We start from the raw sequence: 22,024 nt of genomic DNA on the forward strand, positions 1-22,024 counted from the left end.
AATACATTTTTAGCTCACAAATGTTGTGGAGCTTTCCACGGGTGCCAGAAGTGGTGCCAGCCCAAGAAGGAGTTCACAGTGACTGCACGCACCGGAGCAGAGTACAAGCGGGGCCTCGATGACGGCCGCGAAGTCTGGCTGGGCTCGGAACGCATCTCCGTTCTCGACCACCCCGCCTTCAAGGGCTCGCTGGACGGCATGGCCGGCTACTTCGACTATCAGCACAAGTACGCGCAGGACTGCCTGATGAGCGATCCGGAGAGCGGCGAGGCCATGAATGTGAGCCTGTCGCTGCCGAAGAACGCCGAGGATATCGCCCGCCGGCACCGCGCCTTCGACCGGCTGGCCCGCTACTCCAACGGGATGCTGGGCCGCACCCCGGACTACGTCAACGTCGTCTTGGCCGGCCACGTCTCCCGGAAGGACATCTTTGACCGGTCCGAACCCGTCTACCACGAGCGTCTGGCGGCCTATCACCGGGAAGTGATCGAGAACGACCTCGCTCTGACCCACACGATCGTGCACGCCGCGATCGATAAGAGCGTCGGCGAGCTGCAGGGCATGAACGAGGAACTCACCCTGCGCGTCATCGACCGGACCGAGGAAGGCCTGATTGTCCGCGGCGCCAAGATGCTCGCCACGCTCGGCCCGATCGCCGACGAACTCTACGTCTACCCGGCAGTCCCCATCCAGAAGGGCTTCGAGGAGTACGCAATCTCCTTCGCGATCCCGGTGGCGACCACCGGCGTCGTCGCCGTCTGCCGTGACCACTACGGCGTGGACGCGGCCGTGGAGGACAGGCCCTTCTCTTCGCGCTTTGACGAGCAGGATGCCGTCATCATCTTCGACGACGTGCTGGTTCCGTGGCACCGCGTGTTCATCGACGGCAACCTGGACGTCTACAACTCCATCAACGCCGGCACGGCCTCCGGGAACACCCAGCAGCAGACCGCCATCCGCGCCGCCGTGAAGCTCGAATTCGCGTACGACCTGTGCACCCAGATCGCCAAGGTGACCGCCACCGAGAACAAGCCCGATGTCGGCTCCATGCTGGGCGAAATCTACACCTACCTGCGGCTGGCCCGCTCCGTGATCCACTCCGCCGAGGTGCGGGCCTCGGACTGGGGCGGCGGAGCCTTCTTCTGCCATGACGACATCAGCTCGCTGCGCGCCATCCTGCCGACCTGGATGATCCGGATCAACGACATCATCAAGTCCATGGGCTCGCACAACCTGCTCGCCACCCCGACGGCAGGCGCGTTCAACGATCCGCGCCTGGGCCCGCTGCTGGAGAAGTACCTGCCCGGTGCGAACGGCATCTCCGCCCAGGAGCGTTCCCGCATCATGCGGACCGCATGGGACTTCGCCGGCTCGGCCCTCGGCAGCCGGATCGAGCTGTACGAGCGCTTCTACCTCGGCAGCATCGGCCGCGCCCGGGCCCTGGACCACCGCAAGGCCCAGGCCGCAGGGGAGACCGGCGCCTACCGCGCGCTCTTCGATGAAATCGACGCCGCCGCGCTGAAATCTGGGGCGCCGGGACAGGCTGGTGTGTCCTCGGCGCCGAGCCAGGACAAGCAGACCGTCGGGGCCAGAGGCTAGGAGCCCGGCCATGACCGCGCAGACCACAGACGGCACGAGAGTGGAGGCCCTCACCGAAACGGTGAGCCGGCACATCACCGGAACCGGGTATGAAGCATTTGACGCCACTACCGTGGCCCGGGCTAAAATCCGCATCATCGATTCGCTGGGCAACATCGCCGCCGGGCACCGCGCCCAGGGCAACGATGCGCTGCTGGCCCTCGCCTCCCGCTGGGGAGGTGCCGCCGAGTCCACGGTGTTGATCGACGGGGCCAGGGTTCCGGCGCACACTGCGGCCATGGTCAACGCGGCCATGATGCGGTCCTACGACTTCGAGGCCATCGGCGCCGAGTACGAGGACCACACGCAGACGGCAGCGCATATCAGCGGGACCACGGTCTCCGTGGCCCTGGCGGTGGCGGAGCAGCAGCAGTCCTCGGGCAAAGAGCTGCTGACCGCACTGATCCTTGGCGATGACCTGACTTCCCGCCTCGGCGCCTCATCCGGCTTCGACGTGTACAGCGGCCAGGACAACACCGGGACCATCAACGGACTCGGCGGCACGGCCGTCGCCGCGAAACTGATGGGCCTGGACGAAGTCCAGTTGCGGCACGCCCTCGGCATCGTGGAGAACCAGCTGTCCGGCACCGTGGCCAACATCTACGACCAGACGTTGGCCTTCAAACTCCCGATGGCCTTCGCCGCCCGGAACGCCATCGTGTCAGCTGAAATGGCGCAGCTCGGATTCACCGGACCGGCGGATGCCATCGGCGGAGGCCACGGATTCTTCGACATGTTCTGTGCCTCGCCAGAGCCGGAAAAGCTCACCCGGCGGCTGGGCGAGGCCTTCTACGCCGACTGTGTCATCAAGCCGTGGTCCTCCTGCCGGGCCAGCCATCCATCGTTGGATGCCTGCGTCCGGCTCGCGACGGAGCACGTGCTCGATGAGGACGAGATCCAGGAGATCGTCATCCATGTCACCCCTCGCACCCTGGCAGGCTTTGTCGGCCAGCCATTTGTGATCGGGGAATGCCCCGAGGTATCCGGCGCCTTCAGTATCCGTTTCACCGCGGCGACGGCGCTCATGTATAGGACCGTCCGGCCCGAGCACCTCACGCTCGGGCACATGCAGGATCCGCGCCTTCAGCGCCTGCTGGCGAAGATCACGCTGGTCGATTCGCTGGCCCCCACGGAATACCTCACCGCCGAGGTCCAGCTGAAGCTTCGGAACGGATCAGTCCTGCAGACCCGCACGGATGTCCCCAAAGGCGATATCTACACCAACCCGATGAGCGAGGCGGAGATCCTCGAGAAGTACTACGCCAACGTCGCATTCGGCGGCCGCATGACGCGGCCTAACGCCGAAGAAGCCGTCGGGCTTATCCAGCGGCTCGACGAGCTGGAGAACCTGGCGCCGCTGATCCGGCTCTTCACCCCGGCTGTCTAACCAGGCACCCCACACCACGCAACAACTCCCAGGAGGACGAAGTGAATTCAAACCAGGTCATTCCCGCAGCTGAGGTCACCGTCGATCCCGCTGCCTTCCGCCACGTCGTCGGGCACTTCGCCAGCGGCGTCACGGTCATCACCACCGTCGTCGACGGCGAACTGTTCGGCACGACGGCGTCGGCGGTGTCCTCGCTGTCGATGGAGCCGCCGATGATGCTCGCCTGCCTCAACCGTTCCAGTTCCACCCACGATGCCGTGCTCAAGGCCGGCGTTTTCGGGATCAACATCCTGGCCGAGGAACAGAGCGAGCTCGCCATGAAGTTCGGCCGCAAGGGGGCGGACAAGTTCGACGGCGTCGCGGTGACCTTTTCGGAGGAAGGCGTTCCGCTGCTGGACGGCGCCCTTGCCACGATCGTCTGCAGGGTTGAAGAGACACCCACTGGCGGCACCCACACCGTCTTCCTGGGCCTGGCCACCGCGGCGAGCGCCGGCAGCGGCGAGCCGCTCGCCTACTTCCGCGGCACTTTCGGGCGGCTGGAACGGGTCAAGGAGCTTGCGGCCTACAACGCCGTGCGCGACTGGGTGCTGCGGCGCCGGACCCCGCTGCGGCATGAGCTGGAACCGGCCGTGATCGCGGCAGAAACCAAATCCGATCCGCAGAACGTCCACAACGCCCTGGTCCAGCTGACGGCCGAATCGCTGGTGACCCGCGGTGACAAGGGGGAATTCCTGCCCACGCCCATCACGCATGAACTTATCGACAGCGTCTACGACGGCCGCGCCACGATCGAGCTTGGCGTGCTCGCAAGCCACTTCGGCAAGTTCACGGACGAGGACATCGCGGAGTTGAGCCGCTTGACCGCGGAGCTCGGGAAACTGCGCGAAAGCGGGAAGGACGGCCTGGACGAATTCCTGAAGCTGAACGTGAAGTACCACGACCGCCTGGTCAACGTTGCCGGCTCCGCGCAGCTCACAGATGCCTTCAGGCGCCTGGGCATCGGTACCGTATGGCGGGAGGCTCTCGGCGAGGATGAGTGGGCCCGCCAGATGGACCACAGCCACATCGCCGAGCTGACCGCGGCGCTGCGGGACCGTGATGAGGCACGTGCCGTCAAGGCCTTGTCTCTGCACACCGCCTTCGGCAAGAAGCTGGCCAGCGACGTCATCGAACGCCACGGCGGCGAGGTCTAAGCACGGTGCATCGGAGGCTCGGCCGGAAAACATAGTCCCCAAACCACGGCGGGCCGTACCGAAAGGTGCGGCCCGCTTTGGTTTGGGGTTGGGGTTTGGGCTCGGCCCGGGGTTTTGGGCTCTGGGGTTTGGGCCCGGCCTGGGGCTTGGGGTCGTCCCTGGGCTTGGGTTGCACGGGGTCTGGGTTGCGTGGGGTCGCCTGGCGCCGGGGGACATGCCCAGTCTTTGAACCCGCCACCGGGCATAACCGGAATATGTCCATGCGCCGGCCCCTGCGTGGGGCATGTCCTGAGCCGGGACGTGTCCACCAGCGAAGAAGCGGGCCGCACCCGAAGGTGCGGCCCGCTGTCGTTCCCAGCTGAGGCGGCTTAGCGGGTGGGTTCCGCCGCTGGCGCCTGGACCGAGAGGTCCGGCACGTAGGCATCCAGCGCGCGGAGGGCCGCAGGTTCCCCGGTCGCCGTCGTGGCGGCGGCGACGTAACGGTCCGGCCGGACCACGAGGCTCACTCCGGTGCCGGCGAGCTCCGTGAAGGCGCCGGTGGTGTCGGTGACCGTCACAGGACCGCCGCCGTCGTGCCCGTCAGTGGCGAGGGACTGTACCTCGAAGTTCCCGTTGCGGGTGCCGGCCGGGAAGCGCAGCAGCGCCCAGCCGCAGCCGAGCAGCGTGTCCAGGGCGGCGGTATCGCCGGTGGAGAGCCGGACATCAGGCTGGGAGAGGGAGCGGCCGACCAGCGCGGCGGCCGGCTTCGGGAGATCGGCCGCAGGAGCAACGACGCACCCGTTCGTGAAGTGGGGCTGCTTGAGGAACTTCATGCCCGCAAGCCAGCTCTTGGCCGCGGGGACGATGCCCGACGCCGTGATGGCGGCGTCCCGGATCGCCGTCAGTCTGGGGTTGACGTTCATGACCACCATGCCGATCCGGTGGGACAGGCGGACCATGTCCACGGCGTGCGGGCGGCGCTCGGCCTGATAGGTCCCCACGAGGGCGTCGGTGCCGGTGCCCTTGACGTGGGCGGCGACCTTCCAGGCCAGGTTGGCGACGTCCCGGATGCCGGCGTTCAGGGCCTGGCCGGCAAACGGCGGCATCATATGGGCGGCATCGCCGGCGAGCAGCACATGGCCCACACGGTAATTCAGGGCCACGCGCTGGTGCGCGACGTAGACGGCGGCGCGGCGGATGTCCTGCTTCGCAATGGTCCGGAAGGGGGCGACCATGGCGACGATGGATTCCGGTCTGGTCACGTCTTTGGCGTCCTCGCCGGCCAGCAGCATGAATTCATAGCGCCGGCGGCCCTTGACGCCGGGGACGACGACGGCGGGCCGGGTGCCGTTGCAGTGGAACTCGGAGAACTTTTCCGGTTCTTCGGTACTGTTGACGGTGTCCACGACGATCCATTTCTGGACCTGGGTGGAGCCTTCCATCGGGATACCCAGCTGGGAGCGGACCGGGCTCCGGCCGCCGTCGCACGCCACGATCCACTTGGAACGGACGGTGAGCTTGCCGGCGTCGTCGATCAGGACGGTATCCACGTGCTCCGGGCCGTCGGTGATCCGGAAGGCCTCGGTGTTGAACCGGACGTCGATCAGCGGACGCTGCCGGGCGGCTTCGAGCAGGAGGGACTCCATTACGGGCTGGTCGAACTGCGACTTGCCGGGGTGGCCCAGGCGTGGGCTGGCCGGGTACACCTCTGCCAGCAGCTGTTCCTTACGGCCGAAGTAGCGGGCGCCGGTGTCCATCAGCATTTCCGGCGCCAGCCGGTCCATGATGCCGATCTGCGCCATGACCCGCAGCGTCTCGTCCGTCACGCTGATGGCGCGCGGCTCGTCGCTGGTGCTGGCGTTGCGCTCGACGAGCATCACCCTCACGCCCTGGTCCGCGAGCAGGTTCGCCGCGGCCAGGCCGACGGGGCCCGCTCCGATCACCAGGACGTCGGTATCGATGACGTTGCCCATCAGGAGACCAGCTGGACCGTGTTGCTCAGGGTGCCGAGGCCGGTAATTTCAACCTCGACGACGTCGCCTTCATTGAGAAGCCCGGAGGGGACCATGAACCGGCCGACGCCGCCGGGGGTGCCGGTGACGATGACATCGCCCGGCGACAGCCGGGTGAAGCCGGTGACGTAGGCGATCAGCTGCGGGATGGTGAAGTACAGGTCGGCCACGGAGGCCTTTTGGCGGACGTCGCCGTTGACGCGGGTTTCCAGGGTGAGCTTGTCGACGTCGCCCAGGTCCGCGGCGGGCACCAGGTAGGGTCCGAAGGCGCCGGTGCCGGGGAAGTTCTTGCCCGGGGTCCACTGCGTGGTGGCCAGCTGCCAGTCGCGGACGCTGAAGTCGTTGTAGGCGGCGTAGCCGGCGACGTGGTCGAAGGCGTCTGCTTCGGCGACGTGGAAGCCTTCCTTGCCGATGACCAGGGCCATTTCGCCCTCGTAGTCGAATTCGTTCGTGGTCGCGGGCATCTGGGCCGGCTGCAGGTGGCCCATCTGGGAGTCGGCGAAGCGGGTGAAGACGGTGGGGGCCTTTTGTTCCTTCTGGTGCGCCGCGTTGCCCGTTTCGTTTTGGTGGCTGCGGTAGTTCACGCCGATGCAGATGATCTTGCCCGGATTGGTGATCGCCGGCAGGAATTCGATCTCAGTTTCATCGCGGGCCGGCGCCGTGCGGAATTCCTCGCCGAGGGCACCGAAGATGCCTTGCTCGACGGCGGCACGCAGCGTGGGGGCAAGGTTCAGGCCGGTGGGGCCCAGGTCATAGACGGTTCCTTCGCTCACGATGCCCCAGGTGGGGGAGCCGTCGGCGGCCAGGAAGCTTGCGTACTTCATGATGTGGTCCTTTCGCGGCGGCAGGGCGCCCGTGGTGAACAGAAGTTGGGTCCCGCCCGGCAGCTCGAAGTGCCTGGCGGGAAGCATTTTCAACTGATCACAGACTATGTGAGCCGCAGTGCATTACGCAAACAATTATATATTGTCCGCTCTTTTGAACATTATTATCGGTGTCGCCCGGTGGGCTCGTCGAGTCCGGCGAAAGTCCCGGATGTCCCCGGTGCCGGGCCGGGACTACATTGGACGCATGGCTGAATTCGCTGACCGTCGCGGCGCTGCAGACACCGGTATCGCCGTGCGCCTGACGGCCCGGGTAGAGGGCATGGTGCAGGCAGTCGGCTTCCGCTACTGGACCGTGCGCAAGGCCGAGGAACTCGCGTTGTGCGGCACTGTCCGGAACAACGACGACGGCACCGTCGCCGTCGTCGTCGAAGGCCCGCAGGACGTGGTGCTGCAATTCCGGGCCTGGCTGCGCTCGCCGGAGGCGCCCGGGCGGGTGGACCACGTGGACGAGCGGATCACCCGGGCCACCGGTGCCTTCAGTAATTTCCGGGTGGTGTACTGAGGAGTGGCCGGCTGGCTCGCCGGTGCAGGCGCCGAATTACGCGGGTTTGTCTGCGTCTGTGGCCGTATCTACGCCCTTAGCTGTGGCCGCCTTTCGGAGCGGGTCCACTTTTCCGTCCGTGCCGTAGTCGCCCTCTGCGTACCGGCCGATTTCGGAGTCGGCGGTGCGGCCAGGTACGGATCCGCTCTCGCCGTAGTCGGCTTCGACGTATCGTCCAGATTCCCGGGCCTTGGCTCCCAGCGGTTCGGGCAGTCCGCCCTCGCTGCCGGCCGGCCCGTAATTCCCTTCGATGTATTGGCCCTCTTCGTCGTCAGTATGCCGGCCGGTCTGCGCGCCAGCCTTGCCAAAGTTGCCTTCGACGTACCGGCCCCGCAGGTCTTTTTCTTCCGGCTTCTCTTCCGAGGCTGCCTCATCCGGGGTGTCGTTGATGCCGCTGTTCTCGGTCATGACCGTGCCTTTCCCGAAGCGAATTTGCGTCTTGTGCGGCGCAATTTCAGTCTAGCGAGGGGCGCCGATCCCCAACAGGGACGGCAGTCGCAGTGCCCGTGGCAGGGCTGGGAGGGGACCGCTTAGCTGTCTGTTTGCGCCAGTGTTTCCAGCAGCTTCCTGAGGATCTGTCCGCGCCAGCCGCCGCCCATGATGCGGTGCGCGATCACGTGCGTCGGCTCGGGGTGCCGCGCATGGTGTAGCGGTGTCCGACGACGGGTTTGAAATCGTTTTCCATCAGCCAGGTCGCGATCAGGTCGGGCTCGGTGAGGGCCCGCCACACCTTGGCGGGCGGGTGCGGGAGGAATTCGTCGAGTTCGATGGCGGTCAGCGGCTGTGACATCAGGTGTCCTTCAGGTTAGCGAGGGTGGTGTGGAGGTCTTTCAGGCGGCCGCTAACGGCCGTTCGGGACAAATGGCCCTCGGCAGGGRCCCGGCCGGTGGCTAGGGTGTCCCCATGCAGAAGATATCGATCGATGCCCTGGCCCGTCAGCAAGTTGCGGCGGCGCTCGCGGCCGGCAGCGGACGGGCCGCTGACACGGTGTACGGCGGCCACGAGAAGGTGCTCCGCCAGACCGTGATGGCGTTCCGGGCCGGGACCCAGCTGAGCGAACACAAGAACCCCGGGGAAGCCACCGTATTTGTGCTCAAGGGCTGCGTCCGGCTGCGTTCCGGCACCGAATCCTGGCAAGGGAAGGCCGGGGACCTGCTGATCGTGCCGGACGGGCTGCACAGTCTGGAGGCCGAGGAGGACTCGGCGATCCTGATGACCGTGGCCAAGGTAGCCGGCCCGGACAGGGCGTGAAGCATGACCCAGGCGCGCGCCGGGAAGGCCAGCATTGAAAGTCAGTGAAGCCAGGCAGCTCATCCAGATCAAGGCCCCGGTCTTGTCCCGCCGACGACGGGTGCTGGCCAACGCGTTCAATGTGGCGGAATACCGGAAGGCTGCACGGAAAGTCCTGCCCACCGGGATCTTCGACTACCTCGACGGCGGATCCGAAGACGAAGTGACGCTGCGCCGCAACCGGGCCGTCTTCGATGCCTGGGCCCTCATGCCCAGCTGGGGCCCGGTGTCCGGACCCGACACGGCAACGACCCTGCTGGGGAAAGAAAGCACCCTGCCGCTGACCTTGACCCCCACCGGTGCCACCCGGCTGTTCCATCCCGAGGGGGAACTGGCCGTCGCCGCTGCCGCGGACCGGGCCGGCATTCCTTACGGGCTGGCTGGGCTGAGCACCGTCCCGATGGAAGCCATCGCCCGGCGGCAGCCGGCCCTTGAGCGCTGGTTCAACATCGGCCTCAGCTCCGACAGTCAGGCGTTGAAAGACAAACTGGCCCGCTGCGAAGCTGCCGGCTTCCACACCCTCATTGTCGGCGTCGACACCCGCGCGCTGGGATCCCGGGAGCGGGATCTTCACAATGGGTTCACCGCACCTCCCGCGTTAACGCTTTCCACCGTTGCGGACATCGCCCGGCGTCCTTCCTGGTGGATCAACTTCCTGAGATCGGAGGGAATCAGCTTCCCGAACCTGGATCCCCGCAGTGCCGCGGCCACTTCCGTTATCACCCCGGCCATGTGGCAGGACATCCTGGGCCACTCGGACGCGACCAGCGGGTGGGGGGAGCTCGAAGCCTTACGGCAGGCCTGGCCGGGCAAGATCATCCTCAAGGGCTGCGTCAACCCGGCAGATGTGGCCAAGGCTGCGCGGATTGGCGTGGACGCCGTCCAACTGAGCAACCATGGCGGCCGCCAGCTGGACCACATGCTCAGCCCCATGGACGTCCTGCAGGAATCGCGGCAGCGGGTGGGCGATTCGATGGAGATTTATGTGGACTCCGGGATTCGCCGGGGGAGCGACATCCTTAAGGCGCTGGCGCTGGGGGCCGACGCCTGCTCAATCGGCAGGGCCTATCTCTATGGCTTGGTTGCCGCAGGGTCCGAGGGCGTCGGACGAATCATCGAGATCCTCTCGGACGAGCTCCGGCGTACCATGACGTTAGTGGGCGTTTCCAGCATTCCCGAGTTGAAGACCCGGGGTGGAGAAATTCTCCGGGATATTCGACATTCCGGAGAAATCTTTGAAACAACAGCGTCTGGTGAAACGAAGGGATTTCACTCCGGTCCGGCAGTCACTAAGAGTCCTCCCGCAGCGTCGCGTGAGGGTGATGAATCCCTGAACAACTAAGGAAACCATGCGTACTCGATATGTTTTTCCCGTTCTCACGATCGCTTCTGCCCTAGCCCTCTCCGGTTGTGTCAACAACAGCGAGCCCGCTCCCTCGGGCGGCGCCAGCGGAAGTTCCGACGCCGTCGACGTGAAGAAGAACGACTCAATCGCGGCGGCCCTTCCGGACAAAATCAAGAGCGCCGGCGTGCTCAACGTCGGTATGGCCAACAATTACCCGCCCAACGAGTTCAAGGACGATAACGGCGCCCCCGCCGGCTGGTCCGTGGATCTCACCAATGCGCTGGGCAAAGTGCTGGGGGTGAAGGTCAATTTCGACATCGGCACCTTCGATAACATCCTTCCGGCCGTCAAGGCGGGAAAGGATGACATGGGCATGTCCTCCTTTACGGACACCGTGGAACGCGAAAAGCAGGTCGATTTCGTGAATTACTATTCCGCCGGGATCCAGTGGGCCGGGCCCAAGGGCAAGACCGTGGATCCGAAGAACGCGTGCGGGCTCAAGGTCGCGGTCCAGGCCACCACCTATGAGGACACACACGAGGTGCCGGCCAAGTCGAAGGCCTGCACGGATGCCGGGAAACCGGCCATCACCATCTTCAGGTATGACGCCCAGGACCAGGCCACGAACGCCCTGGTGGTCGGACAAGTGGACGCCATGAGCGCCGATTCGCCCGTGACGCTGTATGCGATCTCCAAGACTAAGGACAAGCTGCAGACCGCCGGCGACGCCTTCGAAGTGGCCCCGTACGGGATCCCGGTGGCCAAGGGCAGCGACTTTACCCCGGTCCTGCAAAAGGCGCTGCAGGCGCTGATTGATGACGGTTCCTACAACAAGATCCTGGCCAAGTGGGGTGTGGAAGCCGGCGGCATCAAGAAGGCGGACCTCAACGTGGCCGCCAAGGGCTGACCACCCATGAGCGAGCGGGGAGCCGACAGGGTGACGGATCCGGCTAAGAAACCGGCCACAGCCACGGACCCGGCAGATGCCATCGTCGCCATCCCGCTGCGGCACCCGTGGCGGAACGTGATCGCTGTGGTCCTGGTGCTCGGGCTGGCGGTGTTCCTGTTGGATGCCGCCCAGCGCCCGGACTATGGCTGGGCCGACGTGGGAAAGTACATTTTCGACCGCCGGATCAGCCAGGCCGCCTGGGTGACGTTGTGGCTGACCATCTACGCGATGATCGGCGCGATCGTCATCGGGCTCCTGCTGGCCATCATGCGGCTCTCCCCGAACCCGGTCCTGAAGAGCATTGCCTGGCTGTACATCTGGATCTTCCGCGGGACTCCGGTCTACGTCCAGCTGGTGTTCTGGGGCATCGTGTCGCTGATCTATCCGGTGTTTACGTTCGGGATTCCGTTTACGACGCCGTGGGTCACCGTTCCGAACGGGGTGTTCACCAACCTGTTCATCACCGCGGTGATCGGGCTGGGCCTGAACGAGGCCGCGTACATGTCCGAGATTGTGCGCGCCGGTCTGCTGTCCGTAGACGAGGGACAGGCCGAGGCGTCGACGGCGTTGGCGATGTCCTGGGGGCAGACGATGCGGTTCGTCGTGGTTCCGCAGGCCATGAAAATCATCATTCCGCCCACCGGCAACGAAGTGATCTCGATGCTCAAGACCACCTCACTGGTGGCCGCGATCCCGTTGAGCGTTGACCTGTACGGGGTGTCGCGCGGCATTTCGGCGGTGACGTTCACTCCGGTGCCGCTGCTGATCGTCGCGTCCCTCTGGTACCTGCTCTTCACGTCGGTGCTGATGGTCGGCCAGCACTTTATCGAGAAGCGGTTTTCCCGGGGAACCGGACGGCTCAAGGCGGACAAGGGAGCCGGGACGCCGACGTCGGCGCCCGGCCCGACGTCGACGCCGGGACCCGGCGCGCCGGGGGTGCCCGGAGTGGCGGGACCCGCCACGCCGGGAGCGCCCGGCGTGACGGGAGCGCCCGGCGCCCCGCTCGGCAACGACTTTGGAGGAAAAGGATGACCGGCGTGCCCATGGTTCTCGCGGAGAAGGTCTCCAAGAACTTCGGTTCCAACCGGGTGCTGCGCGGGATCAGCCTGGAGGTGGACCCGGGGGAGGTCCTTTGCATCGTCGGGCCCAGCGGCTCGGGCAAGTCGACCTTTCTGCGCTGCATCAACCACCTGGAACGCGTCGACGGCGGCCGGCTGTCGGTTAACGGCCAGCTCGTCGGCTACCGGCAAAAAGGCGACAAGCTCTACGAACTCAAGCTCAAGGAAGCCGCGTTCCAACGCCAAGACATCGGGATGGTCTTCCAACGGTTCAACCTGTTTCCGCACCTGACCGCGGTGGAGAACATCACCCTGGCTCCGATCCGGGTCAAGAAGCAGTCCAAGGCCGCCGCCACGGCCAGGGCCATGGAGCTGCTTGCACGCGTAGGCCTGGAGGACAAGGGCGACGCGTACCCAACGCGCCTTTCGGGCGGCCAACAGCAACGCGTGGCCATTGCCCGCGCCTTGGCCATGGACCCCAAACTGATGCTCTTCGACGAACCGACCAGTGCCCTGGACCCGGAGCTGGTGGGCGAAGTCCTGGACGTCATGAAGGGGCTGGCCAAGAGCGGCATGACCATGATTGTGGTGACCCACGAAATGGGCTTTGCCCGGGAGGTGGCGGACACTCTCGTGTTCATGGATGAAGGCGTGGTGGTGGAGGCCGGACCGCCGCGGCAGGTCCTCAGCGACCCGCAGCACGACCGGACCAAGGAGTTTCTCTCCAAGGTCCTCTGACGCACCGAGCCCGGGGCCGCACCGAGCCCGGGCCTACGGACTTTCCGGAGCCTGTTGTCAGTGCGCGGCGGTGGGCCTACGCTGTGCCCGACGGCCCCACTCGGGGACCGGCTCCAGGAACGTCTCGCGCTGGCATGCCCGCCACGTGGCCCGGTGCCCGCGTCCTGGACTTCACGGGACAGGAACAGGCCATGACCAAATATCTGTTTGAAGCAAACTACGTCGGCGAGGGCATCAAGGGGCTCATGCGCGAAGGCGGTACCAAGCGCCGGGACGCCCTGGTTGACGCCCTCAAATCCGTCGGCGGAACGCTGGATTGTTTCTATTACGCCTTCGGGCACACGGACGTGCTGGGCGTCTTCGATGTCCCCAGCGACGCCGACGCCGCGGCCCTCTCGCTGATGATCAACTCCACCGGCAACGTGAACGTCCGGCTGAAGCCGCTCATGTCGGCCGAAGACCTCGACGAGGCGGCCAAGAAGACGCCGACGTACCGCGCACCCGGACAATAGCCCGGACACTGGCCGCGGAAGCGGCCGGGGGACCGTGCAGCTACCGGGCGCCCTTGATCTTGCGCCAGCCGCCGGCCCGGTTGTTGGCGATGATCGCCCGGAACATCGCGCCGAGTGCTTCTTCATTCACCGCGTCGCCCTCGTAAAAGGCGACGGTCCGGGCCGTCTCGTTGCCGTGCCCGGCGGTGATGATGTGCTGCGGATCCGGGACGATGCCGCCGTCGTACAGGAAGACGTTGACGTGGTCCTTCGCCGCCAGCAGGGCGCAGATGTTGCCGTCCAGCACGAAGTAGGGCTGGACAGAGCGCTTGATGGTTTCCTCGACGGCGGGATCGGCCGCGCGCACCAGGGCCCGGACCTGCCGGCAGACGGCCTGCTGCCAGGCCGGGAGGGCATCGATGTATTGGTCCACCCGCGGATCGTCCATGCGGGCATTATGCCTGATGCGGGCCCCCGGCGCGTCCCGTACCCGGCAGGGGACTCGCCGGTTCGGTCCCGGTGCCCGCCATAGGACAGACTGTTGCCGTGAGCAACTCTTCCCGGACCGGCCTGGCCGTCGCAGGGCTCAGCCTCGGTACCGCGCTGAACCCGCTGAACTCGTCGATGATCGCCGTCGCGCTGGTGGTGCTGCGCGCGGATTTCGAGCTCGACGTCGCCACGGTCACCTGGGTGGTCACGTCCTTCTACCTCACCTCCGCGGCGGGCCAGCCGCTGATGGGCCGGCTGGCGGACCGCTTCGGCCCGCGCCGGCTGTTCCTCTGGGGCATGGCTCTGGTGGCGGTGACCTGCGCGCTGGCACCTTTCGCGCCGAACTTCGCGCTGCTCTGCGTGGCGCGGGCGTTCATGGCGCTGGGGACCGCGACGGCGTACCCGAGCGCCGTCGTCATGGTCGCCGCACTGGCGCGGCAGGCGAACGTGAGATCCACCCGGCCGCTGGGCCGGATCCAGATGGCGAACACCTCGGCGGCCGCCGTCGGGCCGGTGGTGGGCGGACTGCTGGTGAGCCTGGTGGGCTGGCAGGCGCTGTTCCTTGTCAACGTCCCGCTCGCACTGGCGGCCATCTTCATGGTCCGGCGGTTCGCCCCGGCGGACGGCGCGCGGGAGCGCGGCGAGGTGCGGGACCTCGTCCGCGACTCGGACCTGCCGGGGATCGGCGCCTTCATCGGCGCCCTGGTGCTGGTGATGATGGCGGCCCTGAATGTGCTGCCGGACTACCGGTGGTGGCTGCTGGGTGGCGGACTCCTGCTCGCGGCCTTGTTCGCGTGGCGGGAGCTGCGCTTCAAGCCGCCGTTCCTGGACCTGAGGCTGCTGGGCCGCAACCGGCCGCTGCTGCTGGTGTACCTGGGCTTCGCGCTGTTCAACGGCGTCTACTACTTCGCGTTCTTCGGCCTCCCGCAGTTGCTGCAGACCGCCGGCGGCTACGACCCCGGGATCGTGGGATTGCTGATGCTGCCGCTCGCCGCGATCTCCGTGGTACTGACGCCGTTCGCGGTCCGTGGCATCGACCGGTTCGGGGTGCGGCGGGTGATGATCGCCGGCGTCGTACTGCTGGTCGTGGCGTCGGGGGCGATGTGGCTGCTGACCGCGTCGCTGGCCGCGCCGCTGGTGCTGGCCATGACGGCGCTGCTGGGGGTGCCGTATTGCGTGGTCAGCATCGCCTCCAGCCAGGGCATGTACCTGTCCACCCGGCTGGCGGAGCGCGGGGTGGCTGCCGGGATCTTCCAGACCTGCCGTTACCTGGGCGCGATCACGGCCACCGTGCTGATCGGCATCTTCTATGGCAGCGGGGTCAGCCAGGCCAACTGGGGGCTGATGGTGTTCGTCATGCTGGGGCTGGGCGCCGTGGTGTTTGTGGTGTCGCTGGCGTGGCGGGAGCGGCGGACCGCGTAGGCGCTCCTAGCCCTGGGCGTCCCGCTCGAGGGCCTCATCGTGCCGGGCGTGGGCGCGGCGGAGGAGGTCCATGAAATCGGTTTCGTTGCGGATCAGGCGCCGGTACTTTTCCGGCAGGGACCGCAGGTAGTCTTCCTCGTCGGTCATCTTGGTGAAGATCCGGGCGCGTTCGCTGAGGTCCGTCTCGTAGTCGAGGTCCAGGTAGTCCGTGGCGTGCCGTTTGGCGCCGGAAATCATGGTCTTCGCCTTGCCCATGGGGCTGAGGACGGAGACCACCACGGTGACCAGCAGGACGCCGAGGATTACTCCGAGGGATAGCCCGGTGCTGATCTCGACGACGCTCACGGGCTCGCCGCCGTTGATGAAGGGGAGGTTGTTTTCGTGGATGGCGTGCAGGACCAGTTTGACGCCGATGAAGCCGAGGATGACCGCCAGGCCGTAGGACAGGTAGACCAGGCGGTCCAGGAGCTCGTCGATCAGGAAGAACAGCTGCCGCAGCCCCATCAGGGAGAAGGCGGTGGCGGTGAAGACCACGTACACGTTCTGGGTCAGGCCGAAGATGGCCGGGATCGAGTCCAGCGCGAAGAGTACGTCCGAGCCGCCGATGGCCACCATGACCAGCAGCATCGGCGTCAGGACGCGTTTGCCGTTGTGGACGGTGAAGAGCTTGTCTCCGTCGTAGTGTTCCGACGCCGGCAGGAACCGTTTGGCGAGGCGGACCACCGTGCCGCCCTCGGCGTCGTCGTCGCCGGGTTTGAGGAGGTTGCCGGCCGTGATCAGCAGGATCAGGCCGAAGATGTAGAACACCCAGGCGAAGCTGGTGATCAGGGCGCCGCCGAGGAAGATCAGGCCGGTGCGGGCGAGCAGCGAGAAGGTGATGCCGAAGAGGAGCACCTTTTGCTGGTCCGCGCGGGGCACCCGGAAACTGGTCATGATGATCAGGAACACGAAGAGGTTGTCCACGGACAACGCCTTCTCCGTGACGTAGCCGGCGAAGTATTCGGTGCCCAGCTGGGTCCCGCCCAGGACGAACCCGCCCAGGCCGAACAGCAGCGCGAGGCCCACGTAGATGGCGGACCAGGTGGCGGATTCCTTGAGTTTGGGGGAGTGGGCCTTGCGCACGTGGACGAGGTAGTCGAAGGCCAGGAGCGCCAGGATGGCGGCGACGGTCAGGATCCAGACGTGGGTGGGAACTTGCATGGTCCGTGTACCCGGTGCCGCTTAGCCGGTGTGGCCGGGTGGCTGTTCCCGGGCGAGGGCCATGACCCAGTCCGGGGTCACCTTGCCCAGCCGGCGGTCGGTGACTTCGCGGAGCTGGGCGGCCGCCACCTGCATGGCGCGGTCATCCTCGTCGAAGGCATCTTCCGCTTGTTCGGCTTTGGCCTGGGCGGCCTGCGCGGCCTGCGCTTCTGCCCGGACGGGCCGCGGGGTCCCGGCGTGGGCGCCATGAGTGACCGGGCGACTTGCGGTGCTCATCGTCGTGGCTTCTTCGGCGTCGCCGGTCTCGCGGATTTCTTCATTGTCGCGCGGCGCGGGAGGGCCGTCCATCCCGGCGCCCGACGGCGTGGGCCGGGTCCGGGCTTCCCCCGCGGGTTGCGCTTCGGCAGGTGCGCGGCCCGTCCGGGCCGCTGTCGTACGGGCCAGGGCCGCCGTGTTGAGAGGCTTCTCCGCTGCGGCTTCGAGGACGGCGAGCTCGCCACTGCCGGCCAGCGGGCTTTCACCGAGGACCTTGAGGACTTTCAGCCCGATGGTGCCGCGCKTTTTATCCCCGGAGTAGACGGAGTCCAGGGCCCACTGCGTCCGCCGCCACCATTCGGCGCGGTTGTCCGCTGCCGCTTTCTGCCGCAGGGTCCGCCAGCCGATGATGCCGGCGAGGACGGCGCTCAGGAGCACCGCCAGCGGGCCCAGAGCGGCAACAATCTGCCACCAGTCGGCCGGCCCGGAGTGCAGGAAGACCTCGACGGGGGTTGGAGACGGAGAAGGCGGCATGCGACCAGCCTAGACCGCAGTACTGACGCGGGCACGGGATCCGGCCTACTGATTGTTGCGGGCGCGGGCGGCTAAGGCTGCGCTCAGCCGACGGCGGCCGCGGTCAGTCGTTCGCCGTTAAGGTATTCGAGCTCCCAGCCGTCGACGGGGTGGTGGTGAGCCAGGTTCAGCACTGCATTGTCGATGCTCGGCAGCGTGCGGTCGAGCGCGAGGCCCAGGCTCAAGCGGATGAGGGTGCCATGCGCGACCACCAGGACGCGGCGGCCGCTGAACTCCTCGGCCAGGGCCTCGAAGGCAGCCAGCCCGCGGGCGGCTGCCTCGTCGTCGCTCTCAGCACCGCGAAACCCGCCCGGGATGCGCAGAGCCTCCAGCTCGGGTCCCGCCTGCATGCCCTCGGCCGGGCCGAACGAGCGTTCGGTGAGCTCCGGCACGCGGCGCGCCACGCTGAGCCCAAGCCCTGCGGCGATCAGGTCCGCCGTTTCCGCGGCGCGGCTTAGCGGCGAGGAAACCATCACGTCCCACTCGTACCCGGCCAGGGCGTCGACGGCGTCGTGCGCCTGGCCGCGGCCGACGTCGTTCAGCGGAATGTCGCTGGATCCCTGCAGCCGGCGCTGCGCATTCCAGTCGGTCTGGCCATGGCGGACGAGCGCGAAGGTTGTGAGGGTCATGGTTCCATTCTGCCGTGGGCCGGGCGCTGGCCGGGACGGGGGAGTCAGGAAGCCCGCGGTGCTTTCCGGCAGACATTCCCTGTCTAGTCCACGTTCCGGAACGGGCTGCAGCCCCAGTGTCGTCTAAAAAGCAGGCTGTTCGGGACAAGCGACTGACTGCCGAATGTAAGGAGTCGATCAGGAGGACCGAGCCATAAATTCACAGGTTCCCTTCGGATGGGACGGATCGGGCAATCAACGACTTCAGGTAACGAAGCGCTAGCTGTGGCCGATAGTCATGGTGGATGTATGAGTTCGTCCTACGCGAAGTAGCGAGCGTGAGTTCGGCCCGCCGTAGCGAGTGCAGCCCAGCTATCTTCCCATTTGGCTTCTCCAAGTGGGGACTAACCAATAGGAGAATCATTGAAGCCGCGCAGTATTGCAGCCCCGCTACTTTTGCCTTTCGTCACTCTCGGTATTTACTCGCTTGTTTGGAGTGTCAAGACTAAGACTGAGATGAATCAAGCCGGGACATCCATCCCCACGGCTTGGCTCCTCATAGTGCCTATCGCAAACATTGTCTGGCTGTGGAAATACTCGGTAGGCGTTGAACTGTTCACCCGCAGGGGCCTCGGTCGCCATGCGGCCTTCTGGCTGATGTTCCTCCTTGGCCTCATCGGCCACGCCGTGGTCCAGAGTAAATTCAACAAGGCGATCCAGGGTGCACCTGCGGAGAAATTGGTCGCGGTCTAACGCCCGGTCCTGAGGGTGAGAGCCGGATCGCGTTACGACTGCTGCCGATACGGGCAAGCGACACTTAGGGCCCCAACGTTCAGCGAAGGAAGGTGCACGGCCCGGAAATGGCCTCAGCACCAGCACCCAGGCGGCGTTGTTCGGCTGCAGCCAGCCATCCTCGACCAACGGCTTCGCGCTGAGAAGCACCGTGCCGGCGGGCAGCCGCACCCGTTCTGTGCCCATCGCGACGGCGACCAGGAAGTCCTTGTTGCGCTCGCAGATCAGCAGGTTCCCGTCCTCGACGCGCCAGCCACCGCCGTCACCTGCGGCGAAGACCTCGTTCTGCCACAGCTGCCGGCGCCGTTCCAGCGCCGCCTTGGCGAGATACAGGGCGGACCCGGCGTCCTGTTCCTGCACTTCGATGGCGTAGCTGCCCCAGTCTGTGGGGATGGGAAGCCAAGACTTTGGCGACGGCCGCAACGGTGACGGCGACGGCGACGTGCCTAGCGAGAACCGTGGTTCAACGCGGGGTCCGCGGTCCAAGGTCACCGAGCGGACAATGTCGTGGTTCTCCAACGCCCAGCTCGGGGTGGCGCCGTGCAGTTGGCGGCAGCTTCGAGCTCGTTTCCGACGGGGCCCAGGACTCCGGCTCCCAGCCGAGCTTCACAAATGCGAAGGCGAAGGCCGCTGGGCACGATCATGGCCTGGTGCGTGTTGATCCCGCCGATGTCCGTGAAGAGCCGCACCAGCGGCACCGGGAAGAGTCGTTCGCTGTTTAGCATCGGGGCCGAGAAGTTGATTCCGTGAGCGTTCGACGACGGCATGCCGGTTGGGTTACGGTGCCCGCGGTGGCGCGGCCCTCCATGGCTGCCGCGGCGGCAGCACGACCCGAGATTGAAGTCACGAGTAGCGCCCCAAAAGTTTGTCCGCCGCTAGCCCGCCACCGCCGCCTTTGCCTCCTGCTTGGCCGCCATCCACTCGCTCAGCCACGGGGCCCGGACGCTCGACGTGATCCGGCAGTCGGCCACGAAGGTTCCCCTGGCGCCGGCGTCGATCCAGTCCTGGAGCGCGGAAAGGTCCGCCAGGGAGCGGATGATCGCGGATTCGGCACCGAGCGCGCGGGCGATGCCGCTGAAGTCCACTTCGGGGATCAGCATGGGCTTTTCGGTCAGGCCTTGGGAGCCGTACTGGTGGATTTCGGCTCCGTAGGCGGCATCGTTGTAGATCACCACGACGGCGCTGCTGGCCGCACCAATCAGCGATTCGAGGTCAGACAATCCCATCAGGAGACCGCCGTCGCCGGAGGCCAGCACCACGGTGCGGCCGCCCTCCACCGCACGGGCTGCCCCGACGGCGCTGGCCAGGCCCAGCCCGATGGCCTGGAACGCGGTCCCCACCATGACCAGGTCCTGGGGCCTCGGGATGCGCCAGTACATGGGTGCCCAGCCGACGAAGTGCCCGCCGTCCTGGACCACCGTGCGGCGCTCCGGCAGTACCGTGTCAAGTGCCCTGGCAAGGGAGCGCGGATCCAGCCGACCGTCCGGCGTCTCCGCTGAGCCGGGATGGTGGGCCGGTCCCTCCGACAGGCGTTTACGGGCTTCCGCGCGCCACGCTTCCGAGCGCGTGTCCGCCGGAACGCCGCCTTCGAGCATCCCCAAGATGCGTCCCGCAGCAGACTTCACGTCCGCGCTGACGAACGTGTCCACTCGGGGGTGCGTCGGCTGCAGGGCGGTGTCGATCTGGATGACCGTGCTGTCCGGGCCGAGAAGGTGCCCGAACCGCATGGTGAAGGGGCTCAGGCTTGCCCCGGCCACGAGGACCACATCGGCCTCACCCATGAGCCCGGCCGCGGTGTCCGTACCGAAGCCGCCCGCGACGCCGAGGTACCCGGCGCCCTCGAGGAGGTTGAGCGCAAGGGCGGTTCCGGCGGTCAGCGCGCCCAAGCGGTCGGCGAGCTCCCGGAGTTCCGGGCCGGCGCCGGCGAGATGTGCGCCGCGGCCGGCGAGGATCAGCGGCCGCTTCGCTCCGGCGAGCAGGCGGGCTACCTGCCCCAGGCCGCCGTCGACGTCGTCACTCCCCGCCGGTGCCAGCGGCGCTGGAAGCTCTTCCTCCTCAACTTCCAGGGCTGCGAGGTCGTAAGGAATGGCGATCACGACGGCGGTTCGCTTGGTGAGCGCGTATTCCACCGCCTGCTGCGTGATGGAGCCCGCGGCGTCGCGGGTGACGGTGAAGGTGGCGGCGCCGAGGCCCGCGGCGATGGCCGCCTGGTCCACGTCCTGGGGCCGGGCGCCGCTACTCGGAGCGTCTCCGGTGACCAGCACCACCGGGATTTGTGCCTGGACGGCCTCCGCGAGGGCGGTGAGTGCGTTGGTGTAGCCGGGGCCGTAGGTGGTGGTGCCCGCTGCGAGGCGTCCTGACGTCCGGTAGTAGGCGTCGGCCGCGGCGATGGCGGCGCCTTCGTGGCGGACGGCAGAGAAGCGGAGGCCCAGCTTTTCCGCGGCGTCCAGGAAGTAGACGTTTCCGTTGCCCATGACGCCGAAGACGTCGCTGAGGTAGCGGCTGAGAACCTGCGCCACGCGGCCGGAGACGGTAAGTGAAGTCATGCAGGAATCATGTGGCCTGGTTCACACAATGGCAAGAGAGTGGAGTTTCATTGGGACATTTGGCAGTGTGACGCGACGAACCTGAAAATCTGCGCACTTATAGTGGTCGTCGCCCGATCAGGTGGAAGGCCGTGATTCCTGCTCCGACAGCCGGCTCAGGAGGCCGTCGTAGCGGGGCGGCATGAGTTCCAGCACGGAAATAGCGGTGCTGGTCCGTTGGATCCCCTCGATCTCCAGGATCTCGTTGGTGATGCGGTAGAGATCGGCCGTACTGCGTGCCACCACCTTGGCCATGAGGTCCGCATCCCCGGTGGTGGCATGCACCTCGATGACCTCCGGGATCGCGGCGAGACCGTCTTCCACCGCGCCTGTCCGGGTCTGGCTGATGGACAGGGAGAGGAAAGCCATCAGGTCATAACCCAACGCGGCGGGATCCAGCCTGCGACTGAAGGAGCGGAGGGCGCCGCTGCGCTCGAGCCGTGCCAGCCGGGCGTGGACCGTGTTCCGTGCGACGCCGAGCGTCCGCGAGAGTGCCAGGGCGCTGGCTTCGGGTTCCTTGTCGAGGGCCAGGATGATCCTGCCGTCGAGGGAATCCAGGGTGCGGGGGTTCGGGATGGTCATATTTTCACCA

Annotated in this window: 22 protein-coding genes; 12 read left to right on the forward strand and 10 right to left on the reverse strand. The window is 66.6% G+C overall.

Annotated features, from left to right (window positions below; genetic code table 11):
• Positions 1-78: 78 nt before the first annotated feature.
• Genes AC1DGI_RS11745 through AC1DGI_RS11755 form a run of 3 tightly spaced genes read left to right on the forward strand, consistent with a single transcriptional unit; the run spans position 79 to position 4,218 of the window.
• Positions 79-1,599, forward strand: coding sequence for a 4-hydroxyphenylacetate 3-hydroxylase N-terminal domain-containing protein (locus AC1DGI_RS11745; protein WP_441399859.1), 1,521 nt, complete (start codon positions 79-81; stop codon positions 1,597-1,599).
• Positions 1,600-1,609: 10 nt separating this feature from the next.
• Entirely contained in the window at positions 1,610-3,025 is a 1,416-nt protein-coding gene (locus AC1DGI_RS11750; protein WP_476898949.1) for an MmgE/PrpD family protein, read from the forward strand.
• Positions 3,026-3,066: 41 nt separating this feature from the next.
• On the forward strand, positions 3,067-4,218 hold the full coding sequence (locus AC1DGI_RS11755; protein WP_476898950.1) for a flavin reductase: 1,152 nt from the start codon (positions 3,067-3,069) through the stop codon (positions 4,216-4,218).
• Positions 4,219-4,586: 368 nt separating this feature from the next.
• Here the strand turns inward: AC1DGI_RS11755 and AC1DGI_RS11760 are convergent, their stop codons facing one another.
• Positions 4,587-6,170 carry an FAD-dependent monooxygenase gene (locus tag AC1DGI_RS11760; RefSeq protein WP_476898951.1) on the reverse strand — a complete coding sequence of 528 codons (1,584 nt, stop codon included), beginning with the start codon at positions 6,168-6,170 and terminating at the stop codon, positions 4,587-4,589.
• Positions 6,170-7,033: a fumarylacetoacetate hydrolase family protein gene (locus tag AC1DGI_RS11765; RefSeq protein ID WP_476898952.1), complete on the reverse strand. Its 864-nt coding sequence runs from the start codon at positions 7,031-7,033 to the stop codon at positions 6,170-6,172. Before AC1DGI_RS11765 ends, AC1DGI_RS11760 begins: the two co-directional genes overlap by 1 nt.
• 247 nt (positions 7,034-7,280) lie before the next feature.
• Here AC1DGI_RS11765 and AC1DGI_RS11770 point away from each other — a divergent pair, with 247 nt between their 5' ends.
• The gene (locus AC1DGI_RS11770) at positions 7,281-7,598 is read left to right on the forward strand and encodes an acylphosphatase (protein ID WP_476898953.1); all 318 of its coding nucleotides are present in this window, start codon (positions 7,281-7,283) and stop codon (positions 7,596-7,598) included.
• A gap of 36 nt (positions 7,599-7,634) precedes the next feature.
• On the opposite strand, the gene AC1DGI_RS11775 is transcribed toward AC1DGI_RS11770, so the two are convergent.
• Together AC1DGI_RS11775 and AC1DGI_RS11780 are read right to left on the reverse strand one after the other, a co-directional pair.
• Entirely contained in the window at positions 7,635-8,045 is a 411-nt protein-coding gene (locus tag AC1DGI_RS11775; RefSeq protein WP_476898954.1) for a hypothetical protein, read from the reverse strand.
• Positions 8,046-8,250: 205 nt separating this feature from the next.
• Complete coding sequence (locus AC1DGI_RS11780; RefSeq protein WP_476898955.1) at positions 8,251-8,427, reverse strand: SRPBCC family protein; 177 nt, start codon at positions 8,425-8,427, stop codon at positions 8,251-8,253.
• 113 nt (positions 8,428-8,540) lie between these two features.
• Between AC1DGI_RS11780 and AC1DGI_RS11785 the strand changes: the two genes are divergently transcribed.
• The 6 genes from AC1DGI_RS11785 (at position 8,541) to AC1DGI_RS11810 (ending at position 13,529) form a co-directional block, all read left to right on the forward strand.
• The gene (locus tag AC1DGI_RS11785; RefSeq protein WP_476898956.1) at positions 8,541-8,888 is read left to right on the forward strand and encodes a cupin domain-containing protein; all 348 of its coding nucleotides are present in this window, start codon (positions 8,541-8,543) and stop codon (positions 8,886-8,888) included.
• Positions 8,889-8,922: 34 nt separating this feature from the next.
• Positions 8,923-10,269 carry an alpha-hydroxy acid oxidase gene (locus AC1DGI_RS11790; protein WP_476898957.1) on the forward strand — a complete coding sequence of 449 codons (1,347 nt, stop codon included), beginning with the start codon at positions 8,923-8,925 and terminating at the stop codon, positions 10,267-10,269.
• 7 nt (positions 10,270-10,276) lie between these two features.
• Entirely contained in the window at positions 10,277-11,179 is a 903-nt protein-coding gene (locus AC1DGI_RS11795; RefSeq protein ID WP_441402007.1) for an ABC transporter substrate-binding protein, read from the forward strand.
• A gap of 6 nt (positions 11,180-11,185) precedes the next feature.
• The gene (locus AC1DGI_RS11800; protein ID WP_476898958.1) at positions 11,186-12,253 is read left to right on the forward strand and encodes an amino acid ABC transporter permease; all 1,068 of its coding nucleotides are present in this window, start codon (positions 11,186-11,188) and stop codon (positions 12,251-12,253) included.
• On the forward strand, positions 12,250-13,017 hold the full coding sequence (locus AC1DGI_RS11805) for an amino acid ABC transporter ATP-binding protein (RefSeq protein WP_441402499.1): 768 nt from the start codon (positions 12,250-12,252) through the stop codon (positions 13,015-13,017). The genes AC1DGI_RS11800 and AC1DGI_RS11805 overlap by 4 nt, the downstream gene beginning before the upstream one ends.
• A 191-nt stretch (positions 13,018-13,208) precedes the next feature.
• Positions 13,209-13,529, forward strand: coding sequence for a GYD domain-containing protein (locus AC1DGI_RS11810; protein WP_441402498.1), 321 nt, complete (start codon positions 13,209-13,211; stop codon positions 13,527-13,529).
• A gap of 40 nt (positions 13,530-13,569) precedes the next feature.
• Here the strand turns inward: AC1DGI_RS11810 and AC1DGI_RS11815 are convergent, their stop codons facing one another.
• Positions 13,570-13,956 (reverse strand): DUF1801 domain-containing protein, encoded by a 387-nt coding sequence (locus AC1DGI_RS11815; RefSeq protein WP_476898959.1) that lies wholly within the window; start codon positions 13,954-13,956, stop codon positions 13,570-13,572.
• A 98-nt stretch (positions 13,957-14,054) separates the two neighbouring features.
• Between AC1DGI_RS11815 and AC1DGI_RS11820 the strand changes: the two genes are divergently transcribed.
• Entirely contained in the window at positions 14,055-15,419 is a 1,365-nt protein-coding gene (locus AC1DGI_RS11820) for an MFS transporter (protein ID WP_476898960.1), read from the forward strand.
• Positions 15,420-15,425: 6 nt separating this feature from the next.
• Here the strand turns inward: AC1DGI_RS11820 and AC1DGI_RS11825 are convergent, their stop codons facing one another.
• The 3 genes from AC1DGI_RS11825 to AC1DGI_RS11835 all read right to left on the reverse strand — a co-directional run bounded on the left by AC1DGI_RS11825 (position 15,426) and on the right by AC1DGI_RS11835 (position 18,076).
• Positions 15,426-16,619: a TerC/Alx family metal homeostasis membrane protein gene (locus tag AC1DGI_RS11825; protein ID WP_476898961.1), complete on the reverse strand. Its 1,194-nt coding sequence runs from the start codon at positions 16,617-16,619 to the stop codon at positions 15,426-15,428.
• Positions 16,620-16,640: 21 nt separating this feature from the next.
• Positions 16,641-17,408: a hypothetical protein gene (locus tag AC1DGI_RS11830; protein ID WP_476898962.1), complete on the reverse strand. Its 768-nt coding sequence runs from the start codon at positions 17,406-17,408 to the stop codon at positions 16,641-16,643.
• A gap of 83 nt (positions 17,409-17,491) precedes the next feature.
• Complete coding sequence (locus AC1DGI_RS11835; RefSeq protein ID WP_476898963.1) at positions 17,492-18,076, reverse strand: histidine phosphatase family protein; 585 nt, start codon at positions 18,074-18,076, stop codon at positions 17,492-17,494.
• A gap of 435 nt (positions 18,077-18,511) precedes the next feature.
• Here AC1DGI_RS11835 and AC1DGI_RS11840 point away from each other — a divergent pair, with 435 nt between their 5' ends.
• Positions 18,512-18,808 (forward strand): DUF4234 domain-containing protein, encoded by a 297-nt coding sequence (locus AC1DGI_RS11840; RefSeq protein ID WP_476899030.1) that lies wholly within the window; start codon positions 18,512-18,514, stop codon positions 18,806-18,808.
• Between the two features lie 914 nt (positions 18,809-19,722).
• On the opposite strand, the gene AC1DGI_RS11845 is transcribed toward AC1DGI_RS11840, so the two are convergent.
• The gene (locus AC1DGI_RS11845; RefSeq protein WP_476898964.1) at positions 19,723-21,393 is read right to left on the reverse strand and encodes a thiamine pyrophosphate-binding protein; all 1,671 of its coding nucleotides are present in this window, start codon (positions 21,391-21,393) and stop codon (positions 19,723-19,725) included.
• Positions 21,394-21,510: 117 nt separating this feature from the next.
• The gene (locus AC1DGI_RS11850) at positions 21,511-22,014 is read right to left on the reverse strand and encodes an Lrp/AsnC family transcriptional regulator (protein WP_476898965.1); all 504 of its coding nucleotides are present in this window, start codon (positions 22,012-22,014) and stop codon (positions 21,511-21,513) included.
• Positions 22,015-22,024: the final 10 nt, after the last annotated feature.

It is taken from the genome of Arthrobacter sp. 05N428_2 (assembly GCF_056397065.1).